This is a genomic window from Pseudoalteromonas sp. NGC95, assembly GCF_015864705.1.
Taxonomy (GTDB): Bacteria; Pseudomonadota; Gammaproteobacteria; order Enterobacterales; family Alteromonadaceae; genus Pseudoalteromonas; species Pseudoalteromonas arctica.
In genome coordinates, this window is sequence record NZ_JADYWR010000018.1 from 24,164 (window position 1) to 46,310 (window position 22,147).

The window sequence follows — 22,147 nt, forward strand, 5'->3', positions numbered from 1 at the left end:
ACATAGGGTGGTTACAGATTATGCTTGGTGGATATTAACGCTAATTGCGTTATCGTCACGCATTTTCTTTTTAGCTAAACGTTTAGTACGGTCAACTACATCACCTACTAACTGTCCGCAAGCGGCGTCAATATCGTCACCGCGAGTACGACGCACAATACAGGTAACGCCTGCTGCTTGTAATACTTTTGAAAAACGGTCAATACGGCTATTGCTTGAGCGCGTGTATTCATTACCCGGGAACGGGTTAAACGGAATAAGGTTTACCTTACAAGGTGTGCCTTTTAACGTTTGCACTAATGCATGCGCCTGATCGGTGCTGTCGTTAATACCGTTAAGCATCACGTATTCAACCGTTACATCTTTATTTGCTTTTGAGCCATCGATATAACGACGACACGAGGCTAAAAATTCTTCAATAGGGTACTTTTTATTAACTGGCACTAAAATGTCACGCAGTGCGTTATCTGGTGCGTGAAGTGATATAGCCAGTGCTACGTCAATTTTCTCTCTTAGTAAATCAAGTGCAGGTACAACGCCTGAAGTACTTAATGTTACGCGGCGCTTAGATAAACCAAAGCCCCAATCGTCCATCATTAGTTCCATTGCTGGCACTACGTTTTTAAGATTAAGTAAAGGCTCGCCCATACCCATCATTACAACGTTAGTTACTGGGCGCTTTTCGCTATGACCATCAAGGCCTATATCTTTAGCTACACGCCAAACTTGACCAATAATTTCAGATACTTTTAAGTTACGGTTAAAGCCTTGTTGAGCAGTAGAACAAAAAGTACACTCAAGAGCACAACCCACTTGTGATGATACACATAACGTAGCGCGCTCTTTTTCAGGGATCCAAACGGCTTCTACTTCTTGGCCGCCTTCCAGAATAAGTGCGTACTTAATAGTACCGTCGCTTGCTTGTTGGCGAACGGTAATTTCTGGCGCTACAATTTCGCACTCAGCTTTAAGTTTTTCTTTAAGCTTTTTGTTTACGTTGCTCATATCGTCGAAGTTATCTACGCCAAAATGATAAATCCATTTCATCACCTGGTCACTACGAAACGGCTTTTCACCGAACGATGCAAATAGCTCGCGCATTGCTTCTCGGTTTAAATCTAATAAGTTAATCTTTTTTTGCTCGGTCATGAAACAACCTCAATCGGTGACGGTGGAGATAAAATTTACGAGGACGAATTGTACACAATTCACTCACTTTAATCATTAAGTAAAACATCATGAGTTTCTGATTAATACTTTACGTAATGACTAAAAAAGGGCCCGAAAGCCCTTTTCAATATGTTAACGAATTCGAATTAACGAGTACGTGAACAAAGCTCTTCGTCAGCGAAGAAGTACGCGATTTCGCGAGCAGCAGATTCAACAGCGTCAGAACCGTGAACAGCATTTTCGTCGATGCTATCAGCGTAGTCTGCACGTAAAGTACCAGCTAGTGCTTCAGCAGGGTTAGTAGCACCCATGATTTCACGGTTTTTAAGAACAGCGTTTTCGCCTTCAAGAACTGTAACCATTACTGGACCAGATGTCATGAAAGATACTAAAGCACCGAAGAAAGGACGTTCGCTATGTTCAGCGTAGAAACCTTCAGCTTTCTCTTGTGAAAGGTGAACCATTTTAGCTGCAACGATTTTAAGGCCAGCAGATTCGAAACGGTTGTAGATAGCGCCAATGTGGTTTTTAGCAACTGCATCAGGTTTTACGATTGAAAAAGTACGTTCTAAAGCCATCTTTATGCTCCAATAATTTTAAGTAAAAGTGTGAATATTAACGGGCGCGAATTATACGCGTTTTAAGTGAAAAATCCTAATTTTATTAAAAACCAGTTTGGTTGCCGTTTTGTGATCTCGATCAAATACAAATTATTGACCGCATTTATACTGCCGCGCTTCTGTTTACTTATTTGTTAATGACTAATCTGAATTCTGCTTGGGATAGATTTATTTTTCAGAGTTTAGGTTAACTACTTATGCAACTGGCTTAAACCCAGTTTGATGTATGGAGCGCACATGTCACCCGTTATTTCTTCAATGCCTTTTATTCCTGAATTACTATGCCCCGCAGGCAGTTTAAAAAACATGCGCTACGCTTTTGCTTATGGCGCAGATGCGGTTTATGCAGGGCAGCCTCGCTATAGTTTGCGTGTGCGCAATAATGAGTTTGACCTTGATACTCTGCAAGTAGGCATTAGTGAAGCGCATGCGCAAAATAAAAAGTTTTATGTGGTGTCTAATATTGCACCGCACAACGCTAAAGTTAAATCGTATTTACGTGATATAGAACCTGTTATTGCGATGCAGCCCGATGCGCTGATTATGTCAGATCCTGGTTTAATTATGCTTGTTCGTGAAAAATGGCCAGCCATGCCTATTCACTTATCGGTACAAGCAAATGCGGTAAATTACGCGAGTGTACAATTTTGGGCAAAACAGGGGATTGAACGTGTTATTTTATCACGGGAGCTGTCGCTCGAAGAAATAACCGAAATACGCACACTCTGCCCAGACACCGAACTTGAAGTGTTTGTACATGGTGCGCTTTGTATGGCGTATTCGGGGCGTTGTTTACTCTCTGGTTATATAAACAAGCGCGATCCAAATCAAGGGACGTGTACTAATGCATGTCGTTGGGATTACGATGTAAAACCTGGTGTTGAGAACGAAACCGGCGAAATGGTGCATAAAATTGACCCCAAACAGGTGATTCCTACACTGGGTGAAGGCGCGCCAAGCAAAGATGTATTTATGCTAGAGGAACAAGGTCGCCCTGGTGAGTATATGCCTGCGTTTGAGGATGAACACGGCACGTATATTATGAACTCAAAAGATTTACGCGCTGTGCAATACGTAGAGCAGTTAACAAAAATGGGTGTACATAGTTTAAAAATAGAAGGGCGTACTAAGTCATTTTATTATGTAGCGCGCACAGCACAAGTTTATCGCAAAGCAATAGACGACGCAGCTTCGGGTAAACCATTTGATACTAACTTATTTAAAACACTCGAAAATCTAGCACATCGTGGTTATACCGAAGGCTTTTTAAAACGCCATGCCCATCAAGATTATCAAAATTATGAATACGGTCATTCGGTATCAACTAAGCAGCAATTTGTGGGAGAAGTACTTGAGCGCTGCGAAAATGGATTAGTTGAAATAGACGTTAAAAATAAATTTTGTACAGGTCACTCCTTAGAGCTTATGACACCACAAGGTAACATTACTTTTAAGCTTGAATATATGGAAAACAAAAAGGGGGAAACTATTAGCGATGCTAAAGGCTCTGGTCACATTGTAAAAATACCGCTAAATGAAGGCATTAACTTAGCGCACGCTATTTTAATGCGTAATCTTGAGGAACACCAAGATACTCGTAATCCATTTAAACAAGCTGTTTAGCTACAGCTGAATATAGTTTTTTCAAAAAAATCGGGGTTATAAAAACCCCGAGTTTGCGACTTTATTTAAAATAATATTAATTATTTTTCAAGTTGCTTTAGCTTATCTCTTCGCTCTTTACGTTTTTGTTTTAATGTTTTGCTTGCATGTTTTTTAGGTTTTTCTTTACTCATTACAAATAACTCCAATTAAATATATAAAATTAATAAATAAAAATTGAAATAATTTACTCTATATTTCCTCCTTAATATTAATGGCTATTATTTCCCAAAGGTGGGATTCCCCAGCTTCTTTATATTCAATAATATGATTTATTTTATGCCCTAAAAGAGCGACCCCAAGAGAAGAGTGAAATGATACGTCACTAATAAAGTGCTTTCGTTGGATTGGAGGCACTAAAGTTATACGGCGCTTAAAACCGGTGGTTATATTTTTAATAACCACCGTGCTATTAATTTGTACATGCGGATTGAATTTTGACCAAGGCCGCTGTGAATACTCGACTTCTTGTAGTAAATACGCAAGCTTCAGCGGTTGTAATAGTATCGCTGCGTCTGTGAAGTCATTTTTAGACAGGAAAGGTTTTTTACGCTCGAACATAAAAGAAAGCATGGACTTATCCCCACAAAAACTGAATCGAATTTAAATATATAAAGGTACAGTGTAACTGCCGAGTGTAAGGGTTACACTCGGCTTAAATTCCGAAGGTGGTATTTGTTTTTAGCAGGTATGTGATTAAAGTAAACATATTATCCTCTTTGTTTAAATCAATCATATTGAGTTTAAAAATAAAGTCAATTGAGTTTTAGGTTAAAAATATATTGGCGATAAAATTACAGTTTAAAACTGTTTTTTATGTTTTTATAAATTCGTTTTTTCACTAAGTTGTTGTTATTTCTGTGTGTTAGTTGGTCACTATGTGATTAAATTTAAAAGACTAAATAGTTAAATGCTATTTATGGGAAATATAGTGCCATTTATGCCTATTTATAATATTTATAGATTAAATATACTGGTGTTGTTGTTTATTAAAGTGTAATTGTGTGGCTAGTATTTTATTATGTGAAGCTTAAGCTGTTTATTTTATAGAGTAGAAGCTAGGTATCGGGTAACGCTTTTGTAGTGGCTACGTGTTTTACAGCTGAACCTTTATGTAATAGTTACTCCATTCAACAATGTTAAATAACCACTTTTTATTCGGGTTTATCAAAGTAAATTATAAAGGGTCTCATTTATATGTGGATAATTTTTGCATTACTCGCCACTATTTTTTTTGGTGCGCGAGGAATAATGTACCAATGGACGTCACAAAAAAAGATTAATCGTAATCTATTATTATTCGGTGTTTTTTTTGTGGGGTTTATAATTAGTGCGCTAGGTACTGTGGTGTTTGAGCACACGTGGTACGGCTGGGCTGATATTACTGTTGGGCTCGCTTTAGGTTTTGGATCTTTTGCGGCTAATGGGTTTTTGCACAAAGGGTTTTCGGTTGGGAAAGCGTCTTTAATTAGCATCCTGTCGGGGTTAACGCCTTTATTTGTACTTTTATTTGCCTTTTTATTATGGCAAGAAACCTTAACTGCTATTCAATTAATCGGCTTTTTTATTATTTTTGGTGGCCTTTATATCATTCGTTATTCAAGCGATATTTCGTTGAATAACCTACAAGGTGCACAATGGGGATTACTCGCTGCACTTGCCTTTGCATTTAATGATTTAATGGGTAAGCAATCAACACTTCTTGAAGCGGATACGTTTGCAACGCTAACATCTATGTTCGGGTTTGGTAGTTTTCTTTTTGCTGTTAGTTGGTTAGTAAAACGTAAAAAAATGTTAGCAGAGCAAGGCACTTCTCAAGGGGATTGGTCTGCGAGTAAAACATTTTCATGCGGGTTACTGATTGGATTAACAAACGTGGCAGGTATGGTGGCAATAATATCGGCTTTTGCAATTGGTAATACAGGGCTAGTTTCAGCGATTTCAGGTATGAATATTTTAATTATTTTGTTGTACTCACGCATCGTTCTAAAAGAGTCTTTTACACGCCAAGAAGTTATAGGATTAACAACGGCGTTTTTAGGTGTAATTGTACTAAGGCTTAGTTTTTAACGGTCGAATTAGCTTAATTATTTCAATGATAAAAACCCACACTGCTACATTTTAGTAAAGTGTTGCAGTGTATGCTCTATAAGTAATCGCACTCGATAAGGGATTTGTTTTCTGTCGCGATAAAGCATAGAAAATGGCTGCCCTTTGCTTTGCCAATCAGGAAGAATGTGTTTAAGCTTTCCGGCTTTAATAAGTGGTAATGCTATATAATCAGGGATGTAGCTAATACCCACACCAGACTCAACTGCTTGTTTCATCATTTGAATTTCATCAACTTCTAATCGAACATGTGTGTTTGGATTAAAACTGTACTCTTCACTCGTTTGCTGATTTTTTAATTGCCACGGTACCAACCCAACGCACGTAACTTTTGATTGCTCTTCTAATTGCTCAGGATGAGTGATGGATTGATAATCATGATTTAAGTGAGTACATAATATATTGTGAGTAAGCTTAAGCTCCCTAATAACCCAATTATCAATAGCAGGGTTTCTTACTCTAAACGCTATATCAATCCCTTCTTTTTCAATATCAATAAGGTTATTTGAAAAGCGTAAATCTAGTTGAATATCGGGATACTGCAGTAAAAAATTACAAAAAATAGCACTTAAAAAATGTTTACCCATGTAAATGGGTGCGCAGATCCTAATTTTCCCTTTAGGTTGGTCTTTCTCATCACAAAGTGCTTGCTCTATACACTCTACTTCATCGAACAGTTTACGATAGCGATCGTAATATAACTCGCCAGTATGCGTAAGTGTAACTCGATGGGCATCTCGATTTAGTAACGTTAATTGAAGTGCTTGCTCTAATAAACGTATTCTACGGCTTAAAGTTGATAGTGACATATCAAGGCTTATTGATGCTTTTTTAAAGCTACCTAATTTTACTATGGTGCAAAAGTAACGTAAATCATCGAGAGAATAACTAGCTGCCATCAGAACTACTTTATTGTTTAGGATGTAGGAATATAATATTAACAGCGACGCTTTAAAATTTCATTAGAGATTAAGGGGGGGAGGGAAGAACTGAAATTAGGCAACCAAATTTTATGTGATTTTAATTTAATAACTCTCAATAAGAGCACTGGTAAATAATGTAACTCAATCTGATCAGCTAAATGAATTAAAAGTAGTTTGAAGTTGTGCTTGTTAGAGTCATTGAAATAGATTTAGAAATGTTAATTAGAAATAAAGTTGCCGCTGCCTTTTTAGAGGTATAAATAAAACGATACTTTTAAAAATTAAAACCTCGGCACAAGTAAAGTAAGCAGCGAGGCTTTATAAATAGCTCAATACTATTAAGCTTAATACAATTAACGACCCGTTAAATGCTTATTCATGGCGTACGTGTTATCAAGCTGTTGCTCTATTAAACTAATCGTTTGTTTATTTACGTCTAATGCTTTAGCTGTGTCTTTAAAGTTTAAAATAATCTCTGCTATTTCAGATATTATAACTTGTACTTGTTTCCAGTTTGCATAACCTGCTGCAGAGGCCAGCTTTTGAATCGCTTTTAGTGGCGGGTTTTTTCCAAATCCAGCAAACGAAGTAGCATGCTCATTAAAAGGGTGAGGACTAAAAGTTACATCATAAAAAGGCGCTAAATCCCACTCACCAGAATCACCTTGTAAAAAAGCCCAGTTTTTACTGTGGTCATCTTGGTTACAGCTAAATAAATTAAACATAGCCCGACGAAATTGTAATTGCCCTGCAGCAGGTGATTTGCATAAAACACGGCTCGCTTTAATTAAATCCTCATAATCTAATGTAGGTGTGCGAAAATCAGCATCTAGCAAGCCACATGCACTATGCATATGTTTGCAGCCCATTTTATCACCCATTAATTTAAACCTATCGAATCGTTTTAAGGCAAGCCATTGCTTTGCACCGGTCCCTTCTGGGGCGGGTACCAGTAACCTCTGAGGAGGGTTTAATCCCGCTTGTTCAGCTAAATTCAAATACACAGCTTCACATAACCCTTCCTCATGTCCTAAAGCGAGGTTTTTGGATGTGAATTTGATTAACCAAGCATCATCACCTGTTTTAGGTTTTGTTCTACATTCTTGTATATTATTGTCAGGAAAATAAATTTGGGCTTTAGGGCGTGCACCGCCGGAGCTACCAGCAGCCACTAACGCAGAAAGTACTTCTTCTGTTTGTCCGTCAAATATTGCTTGGGCTTGTTGACCCAATGTAGCAAGACCAGCTTCATCGTTATTTGTGCCATCATAATGAGTTTCAGGTGTAAACGATAATGCTCCCATAGCCGAATGGCCAACAAAAGATAAGCGGTCCATTGCGGTAACAAAGTTAGGCATTATATTATTTTGTCTGAATACACGGTCCTGTAGTAGTAGCCCCCACCCATCAGGTAAACAATCAGAAAAGACCCCATGCAATCCATTATGTGGGCTTTTGGGTGCTAACTGAACATCTCTATTGAAGGCGAGTGAGAATGGCGAAAGATTACCATATGTGTCTAAATAGCTTTGAGCGAATTGAAAGTAAACACCTTGTCTATTTTGAGCAAGTACACCCACCATTAACTCTGTTGAGTCTGACAGTGTACGTTTTACTTCTAGCTTTTCTATGGGTTTAAAGGCCATTGTTTAATACCTGAGCAATAGACGTTGGCGCATTATTACCTTGAGTTGGCGCTTTTGTTAATTCATATAAACGAGTCAAATCGTCGAGAGATTGCCATAAAAGCAATAGCTGCCTAAACGAAATAAGCCCTGTAACCTCAAACTTTTTTATTGTAGAAGCAGGTACTGTGCTTTTTTTAGCTAACGCCTCGCGTGACATTTTTGCTTTTTTGCGACGTTCTTTTAGGTGCTCAGCAAAAGCTAGCTGCACATCACCTTCGCTTAATAATAAATAATTAATAATAGAGCCTCCAAAAAGACACTTGTGTATCCAAAGTCTATTTTAAATAGGGTTAATGGGTACTATAGTGTCTATTTTGTTGCGAGTAAAGCGTTTGAGATGTGTTAATGCCAAGCAAAGTAGATACTGACTAATTTTGTTCAGGTTCCTTATACAATAGAGTGTAAATCAAATTAGAAGCGTAAAAAATTAAAACGCATTTTAGTGTTTTTTACTTTTCATAATAAAGTGCCTTTTAGGGATCATTAAGCTGCATTTAAGGCCTTAAAGTGACTTATAGGTCACTTTAACTGGCGACGGTTATACCCAAAAGTTTTGTATTTTTTTTTACTTAATTTACTTTCTTAGCTTGTGTATTTGTCTTAAAAGCAAAGCGCCCAATTCCTGCGCGCTTTTTTAGTGTCGTCATTTTTATAATGCCAAAAATCATATTATAATATCTTAAAGTCTGTTGCAGTAAATGTAGGCTTAAATTAGGCTCGGACTATGAACCCTTATGATGATATTTTTGAAACGGTATTAGCGTTAAACGAGCCTAATAGCAACGTAGCTGATAGTGATTATAACCTCAACTTAAAAGAGGTTAATTCGGCTCACTACCTCAGTATTTCAACTAATGAAAAGCGAGTTCTATTAGAAAAGCTTGGCATTTTGATTTAGTAAAATCAGACAATAAAATCGCATTGTTAAAACATGATACCCAAAATGTTCATTTAATCGCTGTAACAAATACCAAAATAACTAAAAAGTCAGGCTTAAAAGTTACAAAATGTATTATGACGCGCTTTGATTCGGTATATACCCCTAGAGATGTAGCTGATCATGTAATGTCAAACACATACTCGCGAGCACGGAGGTGTTAATTACAGATCTCCATAAAGGAGGTAGCGATGGGCGTTTTTGGAGCTCAAGAATTAGCACCGCATTCAAATTAGGATGCTTTGTGTACTTTTTAGATTATGAAAAAAAAGAAATTTTGCATGCTACTGACCCAAAACATTTCAATGCTTATATTCACTCAATGGAAATTAAATACTCAGACCCCCAGAAACTTAGGGTAATTATAGCTGATAGGTTAATTGATAATATTGAAAGTGACGCATTCTATGCTAAATTGCGTTATTACTTTTAAATTATTATGCACTTACAGATTTTTAAGCATCTATGTGGGTCTTTTCCTCTAACTTTGCTGGTCGACATGCAAATTAGTTAAATAAACTCTAATCTAGTTTAATACGAAAATGAGGCTAACTTGCTAAGTTAGTTAGCGGAGCAATTTTACAGGTAGTAATTATGGAAAGCCTTTTAGTCAATTTAAGAAAATACCGCCCTAGAGAAAATAATGATCCACTAGAAAACTTTTTAACAGAAGCGTTTGCTTGGCTGTTAAGAAGTAACCGAGAAGTTTTACAAGCAGTACTGGAGTGTATAAATAACAAACTGCAACCACCAATTAATGTGCCCGATGGTGATGTTTTTATTTCAACGCAGGAAAATTTTAATAATAAATTCCCTGATCTAGTCATTAGTTGGCATGATTGCACGCTTGTATTTGAGCACAAGGTTAATTCTCCATTGCATTTAAATCAACTTCAAAACTATCGAGAATATGCACTCAAAACTTATGACAACCACAAAATAATATTAATAACCGCTACTTCTTTTCAGCACGCTCAAAAGCCTGATGCCGCATTATGTTGGGAGGAAATTTATAAATGCTTAATAGTTTTGGCTGATAAAATAAATGATGAGCACGCGAGTTGGGCAATCGAAGATTTCTTATCATTACTAAAATCAGAGGGATTAGGGCCAAAAACGCCAATGAATCGCTTCTCAATTGCTAATTATTTAGAGGCCGTGAAGTTTAGTGAACAAGTTGACTCTATCTTCAAAGAGGCTCAAAAACTAGTATGGCCGCTACAAAGCATAGGAATGGAGCCTGTATTTAAGCGCCAAGGAACTGAGTCAAGAGTTGGGCTAGAATTTTGCCCTACGATTAAAGATAAAGGCAGGCAATGGCTTCCTGGAATATTTTGTGGTGTGTTACTCGATGGTGCGGATCACGGGGTTAAAAACTTTACAAACAATGAACTAAAATTATGTTTAGTTTTTGACTTTAATCGAACAGGCCAAGAAACGATTAAACATTCAGAGAATTATAAAAAATTTAAAGAGGGACTTAAATCGTTTGTTAATGATTGGGAGTATATAGATACGGCTGTAGAGCCAAACGCAAAACACAATAAATGGCACCCAATTATTATTTTAAAGCCAATGCTCCCTCTGTTTGAGAGTACCAATACTCACCAAGAACAAGTAAATATAGTGCTTGGGGTGTTTAGCGAATTACAGAAAAACCTTATTGAGAGACCCGAATTTATAAAATTAGTAGAAGAGCTTACAGTGACAAAATCAAGTGTTACTAAGTAGGATTTAACAACCCCATTTTGCAACATGTAAAGTTAGCAAAAGGTAAAGAAGCAGGTTATTCATTAAGCTAAAATAACCTAGCTTTCTAAATAAATGACATGCGGGAAATTTTATTACTAAAAGCCGAAGATCTTCCTCTTCTTTATTATAATACCCATATTATTTCCCTTAATAATAGCTAAAATCGATATCTGAGATGTACTAAAGTACTAGTATTTTAAATTTATATTAGAGGTTTATTTGATATGTATTAATTTAATTAGATATTTGAATTGATTGATATTAATAACACATTATGAAAATTAGATAATTTTGTCCTAGCTGGTAAGACTAATAAAAATGAAACCTTTTCGATACCTAACTCTTTTAGAATATATACCTATCAGCCCTTTAAGTATTTCAGTCAAACAGCTACAAGATGATTTATCACAGCGAGGTGTTGAATTATCAACCCGCATGCTCCAGCGTGACCTGCAATCACTTTACGATCAAGGTTGTTTTGGTCTTGAAAAAGATATGCGAAGTAAACCTTATGGTTGGTCTATCAATGCGCAGTGGCGAGGTGGTAACGCGAAAAGAATGAGCAGCGAAGTAGCGGAGCATTATTTGTTGTTGGAGCAGTTACTACCGCAATCGATACCAAATGAGACTAAACAGTCCGTACATATTAAAGCTGAGCAGGCACTTAAACGTTTTAATGGCCATGTTCCTAATTGGCTTTCAACCCTGGCAAAACCTCCTTTAAAAGTTAATATTGATACTCAGTTAGTAGAGCAAATAGAGCATGCGATCAGGCACAAACGTGCTGTAAGTGCTGAGCTTTATAGAGTACTTTACGATGAGGCACATTGGCTTAAGTTTGCTGAATTGAGTTTTTATAACTTAGTTGAGCAAGGCGGAGTGTTGATGGCGGAGTTTATGGTGGGGTCGCTTCACGATAAATGCTATCAAATGCCGGTTTATCGCATTCGTAATGTACATGTACTACAAAAAAATCGTAGAGAACCGAGTGCTGAACAACTAAGAACGTTGCGCAGTGCTATTAATAAATGCATGAACCAAGAGTGTATTGAACTTATTGTAAAAGCTCCCAAACACTCTGCTGTTAATCAAGGATTTATTGAGCTTGGTGAGCTGACTGACAAGCAAAGTATTGATGAAAAAAACGTATTACTTACCTACCAAACTATTGATACCGAGCAATTAACCGATGAGTTGCTTAAATGTGCACATTGGCTTGAAGTGATTAAGCCGGAAAAGCTGAGACAAAGAATTATTTCTAAGCTTAAAGCGGCCACTACAAACTATCTTTAATTGATTTCAAACTTAGGTGCGTCAAAAGTTGACGCACCTATTTGTTATGCTCCTTTAAAAGTTAAGGAGTAGTTATGTTCCAATTAATTCAGCAAAATGATGGTTTATCAATCGGTGTATTTGGTATTGGTGGGTGCGGCTGTAATACGCTTAACAGTATTTTTGAGCAACGCGAGTCTGAACAGGCGCACTTGTACAGTGTTAATACCGACAAAGTGGTGCTTGAGCATACGCAAAGTGATGAAGCTGTGCTTATAGGTGCTGAGCTAACTCATGGTTATGGTGCCGGCGCCGACCCTAAAGTTGGTTTACAGGCTGCGGAAGAGAGTAAAGATCAGCTTTTAACGTTAATTAATGGCTGCGATATAATACTCTGTGCAACAGGATTGGGTGGTGGTACTGGGACTGGCGCAAGTCCGTATATTGCTCAACTTGCTAGTGAGCAAGGTAAACCCATTATATTTGTTGCTACATTGCCATTTAGTAGTGAAGGGCAATTTAGGAGTAATATAGCGCAAGCAGGTTTAAATGAGCTTAAAGAGCATGCTAATGCTGTTATTACTCTCCCAAACGATCAACTGATTGAAGTGCTAGGTAATGATATTGGTTTATTTGACGCCTTTAAGCATAGCAACCAAATACTTCATTCACTGATAAAATCATTAATAGACATGCTTTGTTTTCAAGGTTTGATCAACGTTGATTTAAATGATTTTGCCAAAATTATGGACTGCCAAGGCGATGCGGTATTAGGTGTTGGTAAATGCAATGAAGAAAGTGAGCTTACTACTGCGCTCAATGGGGCACTTAATAACCCGTTAGTTAACCAGGTCGATATGTCATCAAGTACGGGGGTAATTATACAAGTAAATTGCAAAGATGAGATTTCTTTAGGAAGTTATAATCTAATTACAGATACTGTGCGCCAGCAGGTAAGTCCTAATGCTTTGGTTATTTGTGGTGTTTCAAAGATTGAAAACTTAGCAACCAATTATGAGCTATTAGTTATTGCTACGGGCGCGAGTTCAAAAATGGTCGTTGATAAAACTCAAAGTGATTCAAGTCCTGACATCGCGACTAGTAAACCAAAGCCATCTGATATTTTTGATATCCCTGCTTTTATAAGAAATCAATCTGCACCACCTAGTAAAAGCGCTTTATAGGGTTTGCAAGCAAAGACAGCGGTATATAGCTATGTGTAAGCACAACTACAGGACGATTTAGATAGAAATTTATTAGCTTTGTTATAACCTATATAAATAAAGGCTTTGCGGATATTTATATTGATTAAGATCAACAAAGCAACAGAGAAAAATAGGCATAATTCGTGGCTGCAATTTACACCTAAAAATAAAATGGTGTGTTACGAATGTGTGCTACGATTTAAAGAAAAATAAAGGTTTATTATTGAACTGGACTTGTATCAAAAGTAGTCAAAAAACATTTAGTTTAACTCTATCTTTTTGTTTTATAATGATATTAATTGAAAAGGCTAAAAAGTGGCTCTACTCATAAATAGTAAATGCATTAACTGCGATAGTTATAAGGTTGTCAATTAAAGTCTTTAAAAACAGGTTGTTACTTTGTCGTGCTATGGCTTGTGCTACGATTTTACGTAACTCGTTAGCACTTGGTTAGTATCTTAAAAAGAACCTTAAAAGGCAAATTGTATTAACTAAAAAATTAAAAACACAAACTACCATAACCTTTGAATCGATATTATTTAATAACGCTTTAATAACGCTTTAATAACTGTTCGATAGACGTTGGCGCATTCTTACCTTGAGCTGGCGATTTTGTTAATTCATATAAACGGGTCAAATCGTCAAGAGTTTGCCATAAAAGTAATAGCTGCCTGAATGAAATGAGCCCAGTAACTTCAAACTTTTTTATCGTAGAAGCAGGTACCGTACTTTTTTAGCTAACGCTTTGCGTGACATTTTTGCTTTTTTGCGACCTTCTTTTAGATGTTCTGCAAAAGCTAGCTGCACATCACCTTCGCTTAATAGTAGGTAATTAATAATGTAACCCGCAAGTAAAAGAGACACAGCTGTATCTAAAATGGATTTAAAATAAGATTAATGGATACAATAGTGTCTATTTTTTGCGAGTAAAGCGTTTGAGATGTGTTAATGCCAAGCAAAGTAGATACTGACAAATCTTGTTCAGGTTCCTTATACAATAGAGTGTAAATCAAATTAGAAGCGTAAAAAATTAAAACGCATATTAGCGTTTTTCACTCCTTAAAATAAAGTGCCTTTTAGGGAACATTAAGCTGCATTTTGGGCCTTAAAGTGACTCATAGGTCACTTTAACTACCGTCGGTTATATCAAAAAAGTTAAGTTTTTTACTTAATCTACTTTCTTAGCTTGTTTAACAAGCTTAATTAGAATTATCGTCAACACAGCAGCTGGTAATAGCCATATAAAATCACTCATTTTTAATTCTCAATATTTGAAACAATATCTTAACCTTAATGTTTTTGAGGTGTTTTGCAAATTTACGTCGTTTGTCTATTACCTTTCAATTTTTCTCCTCACTTATGCCTAGTTAGTTTTAGGACAAATAATTAGGAAAAATCATGAAAGATCAAAAGTCACCGTTTATACGCCAATATGTACGCGCTAGTAAATCCCCCTGGGAGGATGCTTCCACCATTTTGCTATTAGCTGATGTTGTTGATAAGCAAGAACTTGAACTGGGCTTCACCAATTACGTTTATTTACACCGAGATAGCGTGGGGTGTGTGCTGGGTATTAGTATTTCTCAACAGTTACTAGCTGCTAATCCTGAGTTCTCGGAGAGGTATTTGGAAGGTATTGAGATGTATGCTTTTTTACTCATACATATTGAAGACATAACAAACTTTTGCAGCTTGTTTAGTGCAGAATTTGAGCAGCTATTTATGCTAAAACCCAACGTATATTTTGCAGCTGCAGAAGACAGTTGGTTACGGTTAATAGAAAGCTCATAAACTCTGGCGAGCCTTTAGGCTCGCTTTTTAGTTTTAAAGATTCTGATCCAATTGTGTTTTAAATAAATAATTTAAACTCACAAAAAAAGTCACTATTTCTCCCTGAGAGTGCCTATTTATAAATAACCTCATAATAAGGGGAGTAAGTAATTATTAACGGATAATAATTATCAAAATTAATTTACGATAAGGAAATTCAATGACTTGCAGATATACCTCTACTCTAGACATTATCACCCTGTTAGAAGATGTCAAAACGGTTGTAAGGGATAACGATCATAAAATAAACAAACTCATGCTAAGTGCCGACAACCCAAACTTTAAGGGTTTATGGGCTATTGTAGAGCCTCAAGTTTTTAATAAAAAGCACCTTAATTATCGTGGCGTAAAAGTTCTGATATATAAATTAATGATTTGTTTAATAAACGATGTACACCAACCCGTAACAGCATATCCTGATTACGATGACGAGTTTTATGAAGAGCCAGATCAAGCCTTTAGTGATGCGCCAGAGGACCGCTTTGATTCAGTTTTTGATAGCAAGTTTGAGGATGAATTTGAAGACCACTATAAAAATGATATTGAAAATGAATTTGTTGACGAGTTTGAGCAAGATCGTATTGATCGTAATATCCAAGATTCAATAAACAGTCTTCTAAATAAATAATAAAGGACAAATATAAGTTATTTTGATAATAAAATAACTGCCTAATCATTACCCCTAAAATATGCCATGAGTCATTATTTGCAGGCTCACTGCTTAAGCTGAAATCTGGTTTAAGCAGCTCAATCTCATTAATAGAGATTACACCTCTAGGGGAAGGCGTGATGCAAATATAGCGCCTTGTTATTACTTCACAAAAGCGTGTTTTTAATAATAATGTTGGCAAGGCTTTAAATAGGCCAAAAGCAAAGAGGGAATGGATTAATATCCATTCCCTCTTTGCTTATCTATCGCTTATTGATAAAACATTTCATTAATTTCCTCACATAATTTAGTACGGAAAATAATAGACGAGTGAAGTAATTCAGCATCGCTATCACTGAGAAGTGGTGCTCGTGTCTTCTTGTCAAAACGTTGCGGCATTTCCTCAAATAATTGTGTATGAAGTCGTTTTATATCATCGAAGATTTGCTGTGACTGTGAAAATAAAAAAATCTTACTGTAATCACCATTTTTTAACGAAGCCAAATATTTTAGCAAAATGGCCTGTCGTGCAGTTTTGTTTTTAAAAGAGTGTTCCACCTCAATAGCGACTATTGAGCCATCAGGAAGTAGCACAGCGCCATCCACGGTTCGTGTAGCGGATAGGCCGTTAATTCGTTGAAATTCAGGCTCGGTAATAAACCCCTTCCACATTGGGGCGTACGTTTCATCACTATGATAATTATGTATACCGCGCAGCATGACAAAAGCGTTTACCAAATTGTGCATAACATTATTTTGATTGAACTGCAGAGCAGGGTTTTTATTACTCCTAAAGTGCACGTCGATTCCCATTAGCTCCTCTGCAAATTTAGCAGCAGTATAGGTAGGAATATATACTCGACCGTCAGGGCTTCGGTGTGTTTTTACCACACGCAGCAAACTGTCCTTTTCTAGGCGGTTCAGATGCTCTAATGCTAACCGATGATTAATGCCGTAGAGCCAGCGAATAATCCCTGGTGTAACAATGGAAAACCGGATAGCGATTAGTACGGTCAACCTAGTTCTGTTAACCCCTTTTTGATGGTTGCTTACGGCTGCACAATACCGCATATCAATATCAAAATAGCGAGGGTAGTGAGCATGTAGTGGGTTGTTCGTTTCTAAATTTTTTGATGGTTGTTGCGTCATTTTCTAAAAGCTCTCAGGTTAGTTAATTGGTAAAATTAACTAGTATCACAGTACACAAATTACCGTTATTTGATGACTTAAACCCCGTTTTTCATTCCGAGATGCTTTAACAGCATGCACGTAATGATTGTTGCGATAATAATCGCAACAAAAAGCAGCTTTCAGCTGATGGTCTCTCAACTTCGTTGTTCAACCATAGGGTCTAAAACGCCCGTCAGCTCTGGTGTTGCTCCGCAACGAGCTGACTCGACGCGCTATCGCGCTAGCGTTTTAGACCCCGCGCGAATGTACCGTGCTCCGCCCTGTACTAACCGCCATACTGCCGCTACAGACAATGCGATGGGTGCCCCATTATCCGCATTTTTCTTCGCTTTTATTTTCTACGAAAATAGATGGTTCGATCTCAATTTGTGCCAAATTTTAATCGAATTTCGCTGATGCGAAACATTATCGCGGTTAGTACAGACCAGCTGTACATTCGCGCAACTCCATGTGTCCTAAGCTTCGCTTATGCCACATTACGCGCTTGTTGGCCTCATTCTGAGACGCTTTTTTTTTGCAGTTTTTCGTGCCGAAAAATGCGTTCTAAAAACCCGTCTTTTAGACAAAAGCGCCTTCAAAATAAACTTATGGATGCTCTTTTTAGAAAAGAGTAAAGGATTTAGCTTAATAAAAATTAGGTGAAGTAAGAGGAGGGGGAACTACTTATGCAAACTGTTTGTTGCTGAGCTGCGCAGTCAAACGAGTTTGTTTTTTATCACGAAATCATTAAATTGTGAAGTGTAATTAATAATTAAGAAGGTTTAAAAAATGAAAAATAATGACGTTACTGATATTGCTATTAATCCAGCCAGCGGTCTTCCTATTACTAATGCGAGTTGCAATATCGTAGATGTAGGCGGCAATGTGATAGGCCAGCCTAATAGAGTAATGACTGTTTATGAGATTGATGAGTCGATAGAGGACTCTATAGAGCAAGATTGTTTTGATGCTTTTGATCCGTTCGGTGACGGCTTTTAATGCCCAAAATATTGAAAGCTATTAGTGGGTATCGAATAGAAGTTGTCTATTCGATTATCGCATTAAGTGGCTCAGCTGTACTTTCTTTCCTGTACCAATCGACTCAAAATTTTGCTTGGCTTATCGCCCTGGGTTTGTTTTGCACTAAAATTGCTATTGGCATAATTAACTATGAGCAATATTGCCAAAGCAATAAGCGAAGTTTGAAGATAGCACTCAAATATTTGCTATTTAAATTTGTATAACCCTTGTTTATTTGTCCGAAACGCAAAGCGTCCTGATTTTATTAGGGCGCTTTTTTTGTTGAAAGCATTAATTAGACTATCACCAGATAAAAAAGATTAAGGTGTATATAAAAATGAGTTTTTAAAACTATTAAATACGACTGAATAGGAGGAAGTAACTTAGAGGTAGATGGTTCAATGAGTCGATAGATATGTAAAAATACATACCTACCAACCACAAGGAATATACAGATTAGTTTTCATATACCTCTGCTTACGCGGAGGGTAAAAATTAGTAGTTACAATTGCTAACTAAATTTTCTTTACTACAGTGATTTTGTCGCACACCCCGCCAAAGCGGGGAAACCAATTTAGCAGCACGACCCTCTAACTAAATTTTCTTTACTACAGTGTTTTGTCGCTCACCCCCGCAAAAGCGGGGAAACCAATTTAGCAGCACGACTGTCTAACTAAATTTTCTTTACTACAGTGTTTTGTCGCTCACCCCCGCAAAAGCGGGGAAACCAATTTAGCAGCACGACTGTCTAACTAAATTTTCTTTACTACAGTGTTTTGTCGCTCACCCCCGCAAAAGCGGGGAAACCAATTTAGCAGCACGACTGTCTAACTAAATTTTCTTTACTACAGTGTTTTGTCGCTCACCCCCGCAAAAGCGGGGAAACCAATTTAGCAGCACGACTGTCTAACTAAATTTTCTTTACTACAGTGTTTTGTCGCTCACCCCCGCTAAAGCGGGGAAACCAATTTAGCAGCACGACTGTCTAACTAAATTTTCTTTACTACAGCGTTTTGCCGTTCACCCCCGCCAAAGCGGGGAACACAACTTAGTAGCACAACAGGCTAACTAATTTTTTATAAACTAATTGTATATTTTGATTCTTCTCCATTTACCACGGAGATCGCAGAGGATTAACATTGCTAACCTCTTATGTTTCGAACTTTAAATGCTCCTGTTTTATAATGCAAGCCTTTAGTTGTTTTTAATTTAAAAAATAACATGAACGGCAATATTTGTAGGTTTTTAATGGCTATTTCGAAGTAGATAGGTGTTTTTAATGGCAAGGTTTAAATTTAGTCCAATCGTTTTATTAACATTAAAAGCAAAATTACACTGTGTTTTTGTTTTTTTAAGTGTTTTTATATAAAGGGAGCATTTCGCTCCCAGATATCAGTAATACGATTCATATGGCTTTACTTTATTAAAATATAGAGAAAGTAAAGCCAGCAAATTTACGCTAGCTACATTTCTAATTCCCAGCTTATCAGGGTGGAGCGAACCATATTTATTACGAAATATAGTGAACGCTGTGATTTAACATGTATGTAGTCTGGGTCTGCGGTAATTTCGCGCTCACAGTCACTAGATTCATAGATTGGAGAGTTTGATTCGTACCACATCCCATAAGAAGTTTCACCAATTTCGTCTTCATAGATTGTATCTATTAGGTCATACTCAAAAATACGTAGGCTGAACTTATTAAGCATATCGCAGAAGAGGTCTGCATTGCTTTCGGTTGCAGCCAATGGTGACGGCCACAGCTTAGTACCATTTCCATTACCCTGAATGAAAACTTCGTTTGCAGGATAAATAAATGTATCTGCCTGTCCATTATTCTTGTCTACCATTTCTTCAAACTCAATTAGCTGTGAGTTATATATTGTATTGGTGAAATTTACCTCCCCCTTCTCTTCATCTTCATACTCATCTTGTTCATCTGAATGTTCACAACTTTCTTCGGACATTGTTTCAGACGATGTTTGTTCTGCACTTAATACTGCTTCTGGCAACGTTAACATTTCCTCGTTCAGGGGCTCATTTTGTCCATAATCGTTGGACGAAAAAGCCTTTAATGCTTGCTCCCAAGTTAAATTCATTTCACTTTGAGCAATTTCATCTAGTGCTTGGTTTAAAGGGATTGCCTTTGCTTTTTTTAGTTTTTTTGCATCTTTTTTGGCGCGAGAAATAGACAGGCCAGAAGGAAAGTATTGTTCTAACTGATTCATAGTGTAAACCTTAAATATGCTTACGTCCGCCCACTAACATTACGCATGTTAAATGTTTAACTATTTTTATTTGAGAGTATGATTATCCGACAGGACTGCGCTTAAAGTGGGCGAAACGAGCTCATCAGTAAAGCTCTGAAAAGGTTATTAAATAAATTAAATAGGATCGCAACCTCTTTTATTAAAACGCATAAAAAGGCTGTATTGGCATAAAACAAGCCTGCTAAGCTTTTAAACAATTTACCAATCCATTTGTATTAATCTTTGTATAAAAAAGAATGTTAAGTAGCTATTTTTTATGGGTAAATTATATTATTTAATGTAATATACTTTACAAAGTAACAATATGAGCAAACGGACTGTGAATATACTTCTTTCTTGGCTGGGCACCAAAGACATTGATAATATGCTCGATGGTGAAAAAAATGCTTCAATTTCAACTCTCGCTACTAACTCTCAAACACCTTTTGATAAAATTGTAATACTCTCAAATCATCAGCATAAGTATTGGGAAAAGTTTGAAAATTTTGTAAAAAAGCGAATGGCTACAATTGGAAGGCCTCATCAAGATATTCAGGTACATAAAGCCAATATAGCCAGCCCAATTGATTATGAGTCTATTCACCAAGTAACAGCGATTTGGATCAATAAATTAAGTAAAGAAGCTGATTCGTTATCAATAAACCTGACCTCAGGCACGCCAGCAATGACCACTTTATCGGTTCTTATCGGTAAAGGTAAATCGAACGTTCAATTTCTTCAAGCAACCCCACAAAATGAGTTACTACACGTTGATATCCCCATTGATTTTGGCCAAGAATATGTAAAATCAGCATCTAAAAACATAGCCAATACAGCAACCTCTGAGCCTAAAATTGAGCAAGCTTTTTCAAAACTCACTGCAAAATCAGTGCAAATGCAAAATGTAGTCAACAAAGCTAAAAAAATTGCAGCCTCAGAAGTACCTGCACTTATCCTTGGCGAAACCGGAACCGGTAAAGAGCTAATGGCCACAGCCATTCATAAAGGAAGCTTGCGAGCAAATAAGCCATTAAAAGTAATTAACTGTGGAGCATTTGCAGAAAATCTTGTTGACTCAACCTTGTTTGGTCATAAAAAAGGGGCCTTCACTGGAGCTGAAAAAGATCACCCAGGGCTTTTTGAACAGGCCGATGGCGGTACTTTATTTTTAGATGAGGTGGGTGAATTACCCCCCGAAATTCAAGTAAAGCTTTTAAGGGCATTACAACAAGGCGAGATCAACCGTTTAGGTGACACCCAAACCACGAATGTTGATGTACGTGTTATTGCAGCCACACATAAAGATTTATCAAAGCTAGTAGAAGAAGGTAAGTTCCGCGAAGACTTATTTTATCGCTTAGCAGTGGGCATTATACAAATGCCAGCACTACGAGAGCGTATTGAAGACATCACTGTTATTGTTAATCAACTTGTAGAGCAAATAAATAAAGCAGCTAGCAAGCATCCCGACTACATAAGTAAAAATATTTCCGAAAAGGGAATAAAGTTTATTTTATCTCAGCCGTGGCAAGGGAATATTAGAGAGCTGTGGAGTACACTAAACCGTGCTTTTTTATGGTCTGACTCACAAACAATAACTGAAAATGACTTAGCAAGTGCCATGATTAACCGCGCTAAAAATGAAAGCTTTACAGATGTTACACTGTCATACGACGACAAAATAGATATTACACAATTAGTTGATAAATATAAAAAAGCTTATGTTTTAGCTGCTTTAAAAGCAAGTGGGAATGTTAAAAGCCACGCTGCCCAAATGCTTAATTTAAAAGATCACCAAACGCTTAGCAATTGGATGAAGCGCCTAAACATCAAACACGAAAAATAAAAAGGACAATAGTGTTGGTATATAAGTTGCCAATACCTATTGAGT

The 22,147-nt window shown here is 36.9% G+C and carries 18 protein-coding genes and 1 pseudogene; 10 read left to right on the top strand and 9 right to left on the bottom strand.

Annotated features, from left to right (window positions below; all coding sequences use genetic code 11):
• Window positions 1–18: 18 nt before the first annotated feature.
• Complete coding sequence (locus tag I6E70_RS15495) at window positions 19–1,149, bottom strand: bifunctional tRNA (adenosine(37)-C2)-methyltransferase TrmG/ribosomal RNA large subunit methyltransferase RlmN (protein WP_197189080.1); 1,131 nt, start codon at window positions 1,147–1,149, stop codon at window positions 19–21.
• 167 nt (window positions 1,150–1,316) lie between these two features.
• A complete protein-coding gene (gene ndk, locus I6E70_RS15500) occupies window positions 1,317–1,748 on the bottom strand; it encodes a nucleoside-diphosphate kinase (protein ID WP_007377442.1) in 432 nt (143 codons plus the stop codon).
• A 279-nt stretch (window positions 1,749–2,027) separates the two neighbouring features.
• Here ndk and trhP point away from each other — a divergent pair, with 279 nt between their 5' ends.
• On the top strand, window positions 2,028–3,413 hold the full coding sequence (gene trhP, locus I6E70_RS15505; protein ID WP_197189081.1) for a prephenate-dependent tRNA uridine(34) hydroxylase TrhP: 1,386 nt from the start codon (window positions 2,028–2,030) through the stop codon (window positions 3,411–3,413).
• Between the two features lie 231 nt (window positions 3,414–3,644).
• Here trhP and I6E70_RS15510 read toward each other — a convergent pair whose 3' ends face one another.
• Entirely contained in the window at window positions 3,645–4,025 is a 381-nt protein-coding gene (locus tag I6E70_RS15510; protein ID WP_197189082.1) for a GreA/GreB family elongation factor, read from the bottom strand.
• 624 nt (window positions 4,026–4,649) lie between these two features.
• On the opposite strand from I6E70_RS15510, the gene I6E70_RS15515 reads away from it, so the two are divergent.
• Window positions 4,650–5,522, top strand: coding sequence for an EamA family transporter (locus I6E70_RS15515; RefSeq protein ID WP_197189083.1), 873 nt, complete (start codon window positions 4,650–4,652; stop codon window positions 5,520–5,522).
• 44 nt (window positions 5,523–5,566) lie between these two features.
• Here the strand turns inward: I6E70_RS15515 and I6E70_RS15520 are convergent, their stop codons facing one another.
• The 3 genes from I6E70_RS15520 to I6E70_RS15530 form a co-directional block, all read right to left on the bottom strand.
• Window positions 5,567–6,460, bottom strand: coding sequence for a LysR family transcriptional regulator (locus I6E70_RS15520; protein ID WP_197189084.1), 894 nt, complete (start codon window positions 6,458–6,460; stop codon window positions 5,567–5,569).
• 377 nt (window positions 6,461–6,837) lie between these two features.
• Complete coding sequence (locus I6E70_RS15525; protein ID WP_197149767.1) at window positions 6,838–8,130, bottom strand: type II toxin-antitoxin system HipA family toxin; 1,293 nt, start codon at window positions 8,128–8,130, stop codon at window positions 6,838–6,840.
• Window positions 8,120–8,410 carry a helix-turn-helix domain-containing protein gene (locus tag I6E70_RS15530; RefSeq protein WP_024604372.1) on the bottom strand — a complete coding sequence of 97 codons (291 nt, stop codon included), beginning with the start codon at window positions 8,408–8,410 and terminating at the stop codon, window positions 8,120–8,122. The genes I6E70_RS15525 and I6E70_RS15530 overlap by 11 nt, the downstream gene beginning before the upstream one ends.
• Window positions 8,411–8,896: 486 nt before the next feature.
• Between I6E70_RS15530 and I6E70_RS15535 the strand changes: the two genes are divergently transcribed.
• The 4 genes from I6E70_RS15535 (at window position 8,897) to I6E70_RS15550 (ending at window position 13,317) form a co-directional block, all read left to right on the top strand.
• Window positions 8,897–9,070 carry a hypothetical protein gene (locus I6E70_RS15535; protein ID WP_197189085.1) on the top strand — a complete coding sequence of 58 codons (174 nt, stop codon included), beginning with the start codon at window positions 8,897–8,899 and terminating at the stop codon, window positions 9,068–9,070.
• 633 nt (window positions 9,071–9,703) lie between these two features.
• Entirely contained in the window at window positions 9,704–10,840 is a 1,137-nt protein-coding gene (locus tag I6E70_RS15540; RefSeq protein WP_024604373.1) for a PD-(D/E)XK nuclease family protein, read from the top strand.
• A gap of 339 nt (window positions 10,841–11,179) precedes the next feature.
• A complete protein-coding gene (locus tag I6E70_RS15545) occupies window positions 11,180–12,154 on the top strand; it encodes a helix-turn-helix transcriptional regulator (RefSeq protein WP_231620123.1) in 975 nt (324 codons plus the stop codon).
• A 74-nt stretch (window positions 12,155–12,228) separates the two neighbouring features.
• On the top strand, window positions 12,229–13,317 hold the full coding sequence (locus I6E70_RS15550) for a cell division protein FtsZ (protein ID WP_197189086.1): 1,089 nt from the start codon (window positions 12,229–12,231) through the stop codon (window positions 13,315–13,317).
• A gap of 571 nt (window positions 13,318–13,888) precedes the next feature.
• Here the strand turns inward: I6E70_RS15550 and I6E70_RS20725 are convergent.
• Window positions 13,889–14,175, bottom strand: a pseudogene (locus tag I6E70_RS20725) (transcriptional regulator).
• A 561-nt stretch (window positions 14,176–14,736) separates the two neighbouring features.
• Here I6E70_RS20725 and I6E70_RS15555 point away from each other — a divergent pair.
• Complete coding sequence (locus I6E70_RS15555; protein ID WP_182720721.1) at window positions 14,737–15,129, top strand: hypothetical protein; 393 nt, start codon at window positions 14,737–14,739, stop codon at window positions 15,127–15,129.
• Window positions 15,130–15,328: 199 nt separating this feature from the next.
• Window positions 15,329–15,796 carry a hypothetical protein gene (locus tag I6E70_RS15560; RefSeq protein ID WP_231620124.1) on the top strand — a complete coding sequence of 156 codons (468 nt, stop codon included), beginning with the start codon at window positions 15,329–15,331 and terminating at the stop codon, window positions 15,794–15,796.
• Between the two features lie 291 nt (window positions 15,797–16,087).
• Here the strand turns inward: I6E70_RS15560 and I6E70_RS15565 are convergent, their stop codons facing one another.
• Window positions 16,088–16,966: a hypothetical protein gene (locus I6E70_RS15565; protein ID WP_197189087.1), complete on the bottom strand. Its 879-nt coding sequence runs from the start codon at window positions 16,964–16,966 to the stop codon at window positions 16,088–16,090.
• Between the two features lie 810 nt (window positions 16,967–17,776).
• On the opposite strand from I6E70_RS15565, the gene I6E70_RS15570 reads away from it, so the two are divergent.
• Complete coding sequence (locus I6E70_RS15570; protein WP_197099277.1) at window positions 17,777–17,986, top strand: hypothetical protein; 210 nt, start codon at window positions 17,777–17,779, stop codon at window positions 17,984–17,986.
• Window positions 17,987–19,470: 1,484 nt separating this feature from the next.
• On the opposite strand, the gene I6E70_RS15575 is transcribed toward I6E70_RS15570, so the two are convergent.
• Window positions 19,471–20,235 carry a hypothetical protein gene (locus tag I6E70_RS15575; RefSeq protein ID WP_197189088.1) on the bottom strand — a complete coding sequence of 255 codons (765 nt, stop codon included), beginning with the start codon at window positions 20,233–20,235 and terminating at the stop codon, window positions 19,471–19,473.
• A 346-nt stretch (window positions 20,236–20,581) separates the two neighbouring features.
• Between I6E70_RS15575 and I6E70_RS15580 the strand changes: the two genes are divergently transcribed.
• Entirely contained in the window at window positions 20,582–22,102 is a 1,521-nt protein-coding gene (locus I6E70_RS15580; protein WP_231620125.1) for a sigma-54 interaction domain-containing protein, read from the top strand.
• Window positions 22,103–22,147 lie beyond the last annotated feature (45 nt).

Coding starts and splice junctions, on each gene's coding strand:
- I6E70_RS15520 (WP_197189084.1), bottom strand. CDS start 6,460: ATGGCAGCTAGTTATTCTCTCGATGATTTACGTTACTTTTGCACCATA.
- I6E70_RS15570 (WP_197099277.1), top strand. CDS start 17,777: ATGAAAAATAATGACGTTACTGATATTGCTATTAATCCAGCCAGCGGT.
- I6E70_RS15580 (WP_231620125.1), top strand. CDS start 20,582: ATGAGCAAACGGACTGTGAATATACTTCTTTCTTGGCTGGGCACCAAA.
- I6E70_RS15515 (WP_197189083.1), top strand. CDS start 4,650: ATGTGGATAATTTTTGCATTACTCGCCACTATTTTTTTTGGTGCGCGA.
- I6E70_RS15525 (WP_197149767.1), bottom strand. CDS start 8,130: ATGGCCTTTAAACCCATAGAAAAGCTAGAAGTAAAACGTACACTGTCA.
- I6E70_RS15545 (WP_231620123.1), top strand. CDS start 11,180: ATGAAACCTTTTCGATACCTAACTCTTTTAGAATATATACCTATCAGC.
- I6E70_RS15565 (WP_197189087.1), bottom strand. CDS start 16,966: ATGACGCAACAACCATCAAAAAATTTAGAAACGAACAACCCACTACAT.
- I6E70_RS15550 (WP_197189086.1), top strand. CDS start 12,229: ATGTTCCAATTAATTCAGCAAAATGATGGTTTATCAATCGGTGTATTT.
- I6E70_RS15510 (WP_197189082.1), bottom strand. CDS start 4,025: ATGCTTTCTTTTATGTTCGAGCGTAAAAAACCTTTCCTGTCTAAAAAT.
- ndk (WP_007377442.1), bottom strand. CDS start 1,748: ATGGCTTTAGAACGTACTTTTTCAATCGTAAAACCTGATGCAGTTGCT.
- I6E70_RS15535 (WP_197189085.1), top strand. CDS start 8,897: ATGAACCCTTATGATGATATTTTTGAAACGGTATTAGCGTTAAACGAG.
- I6E70_RS15540 (WP_024604373.1), top strand. CDS start 9,704: ATGGAAAGCCTTTTAGTCAATTTAAGAAAATACCGCCCTAGAGAAAAT.
- trhP (WP_197189081.1), top strand. CDS start 2,028: ATGTCACCCGTTATTTCTTCAATGCCTTTTATTCCTGAATTACTATGC.
- I6E70_RS15575 (WP_197189088.1), bottom strand. CDS start 20,235: ATGAATCAGTTAGAACAATACTTTCCTTCTGGCCTGTCTATTTCTCGC.
- I6E70_RS15555 (WP_182720721.1), top strand. CDS start 14,737: ATGAAAGATCAAAAGTCACCGTTTATACGCCAATATGTACGCGCTAGT.
- I6E70_RS15560 (WP_231620124.1), top strand. CDS start 15,329: ATGACTTGCAGATATACCTCTACTCTAGACATTATCACCCTGTTAGAA.
- I6E70_RS15495 (WP_197189080.1), bottom strand. CDS start 1,149: ATGACCGAGCAAAAAAAGATTAACTTATTAGATTTAAACCGAGAAGCA.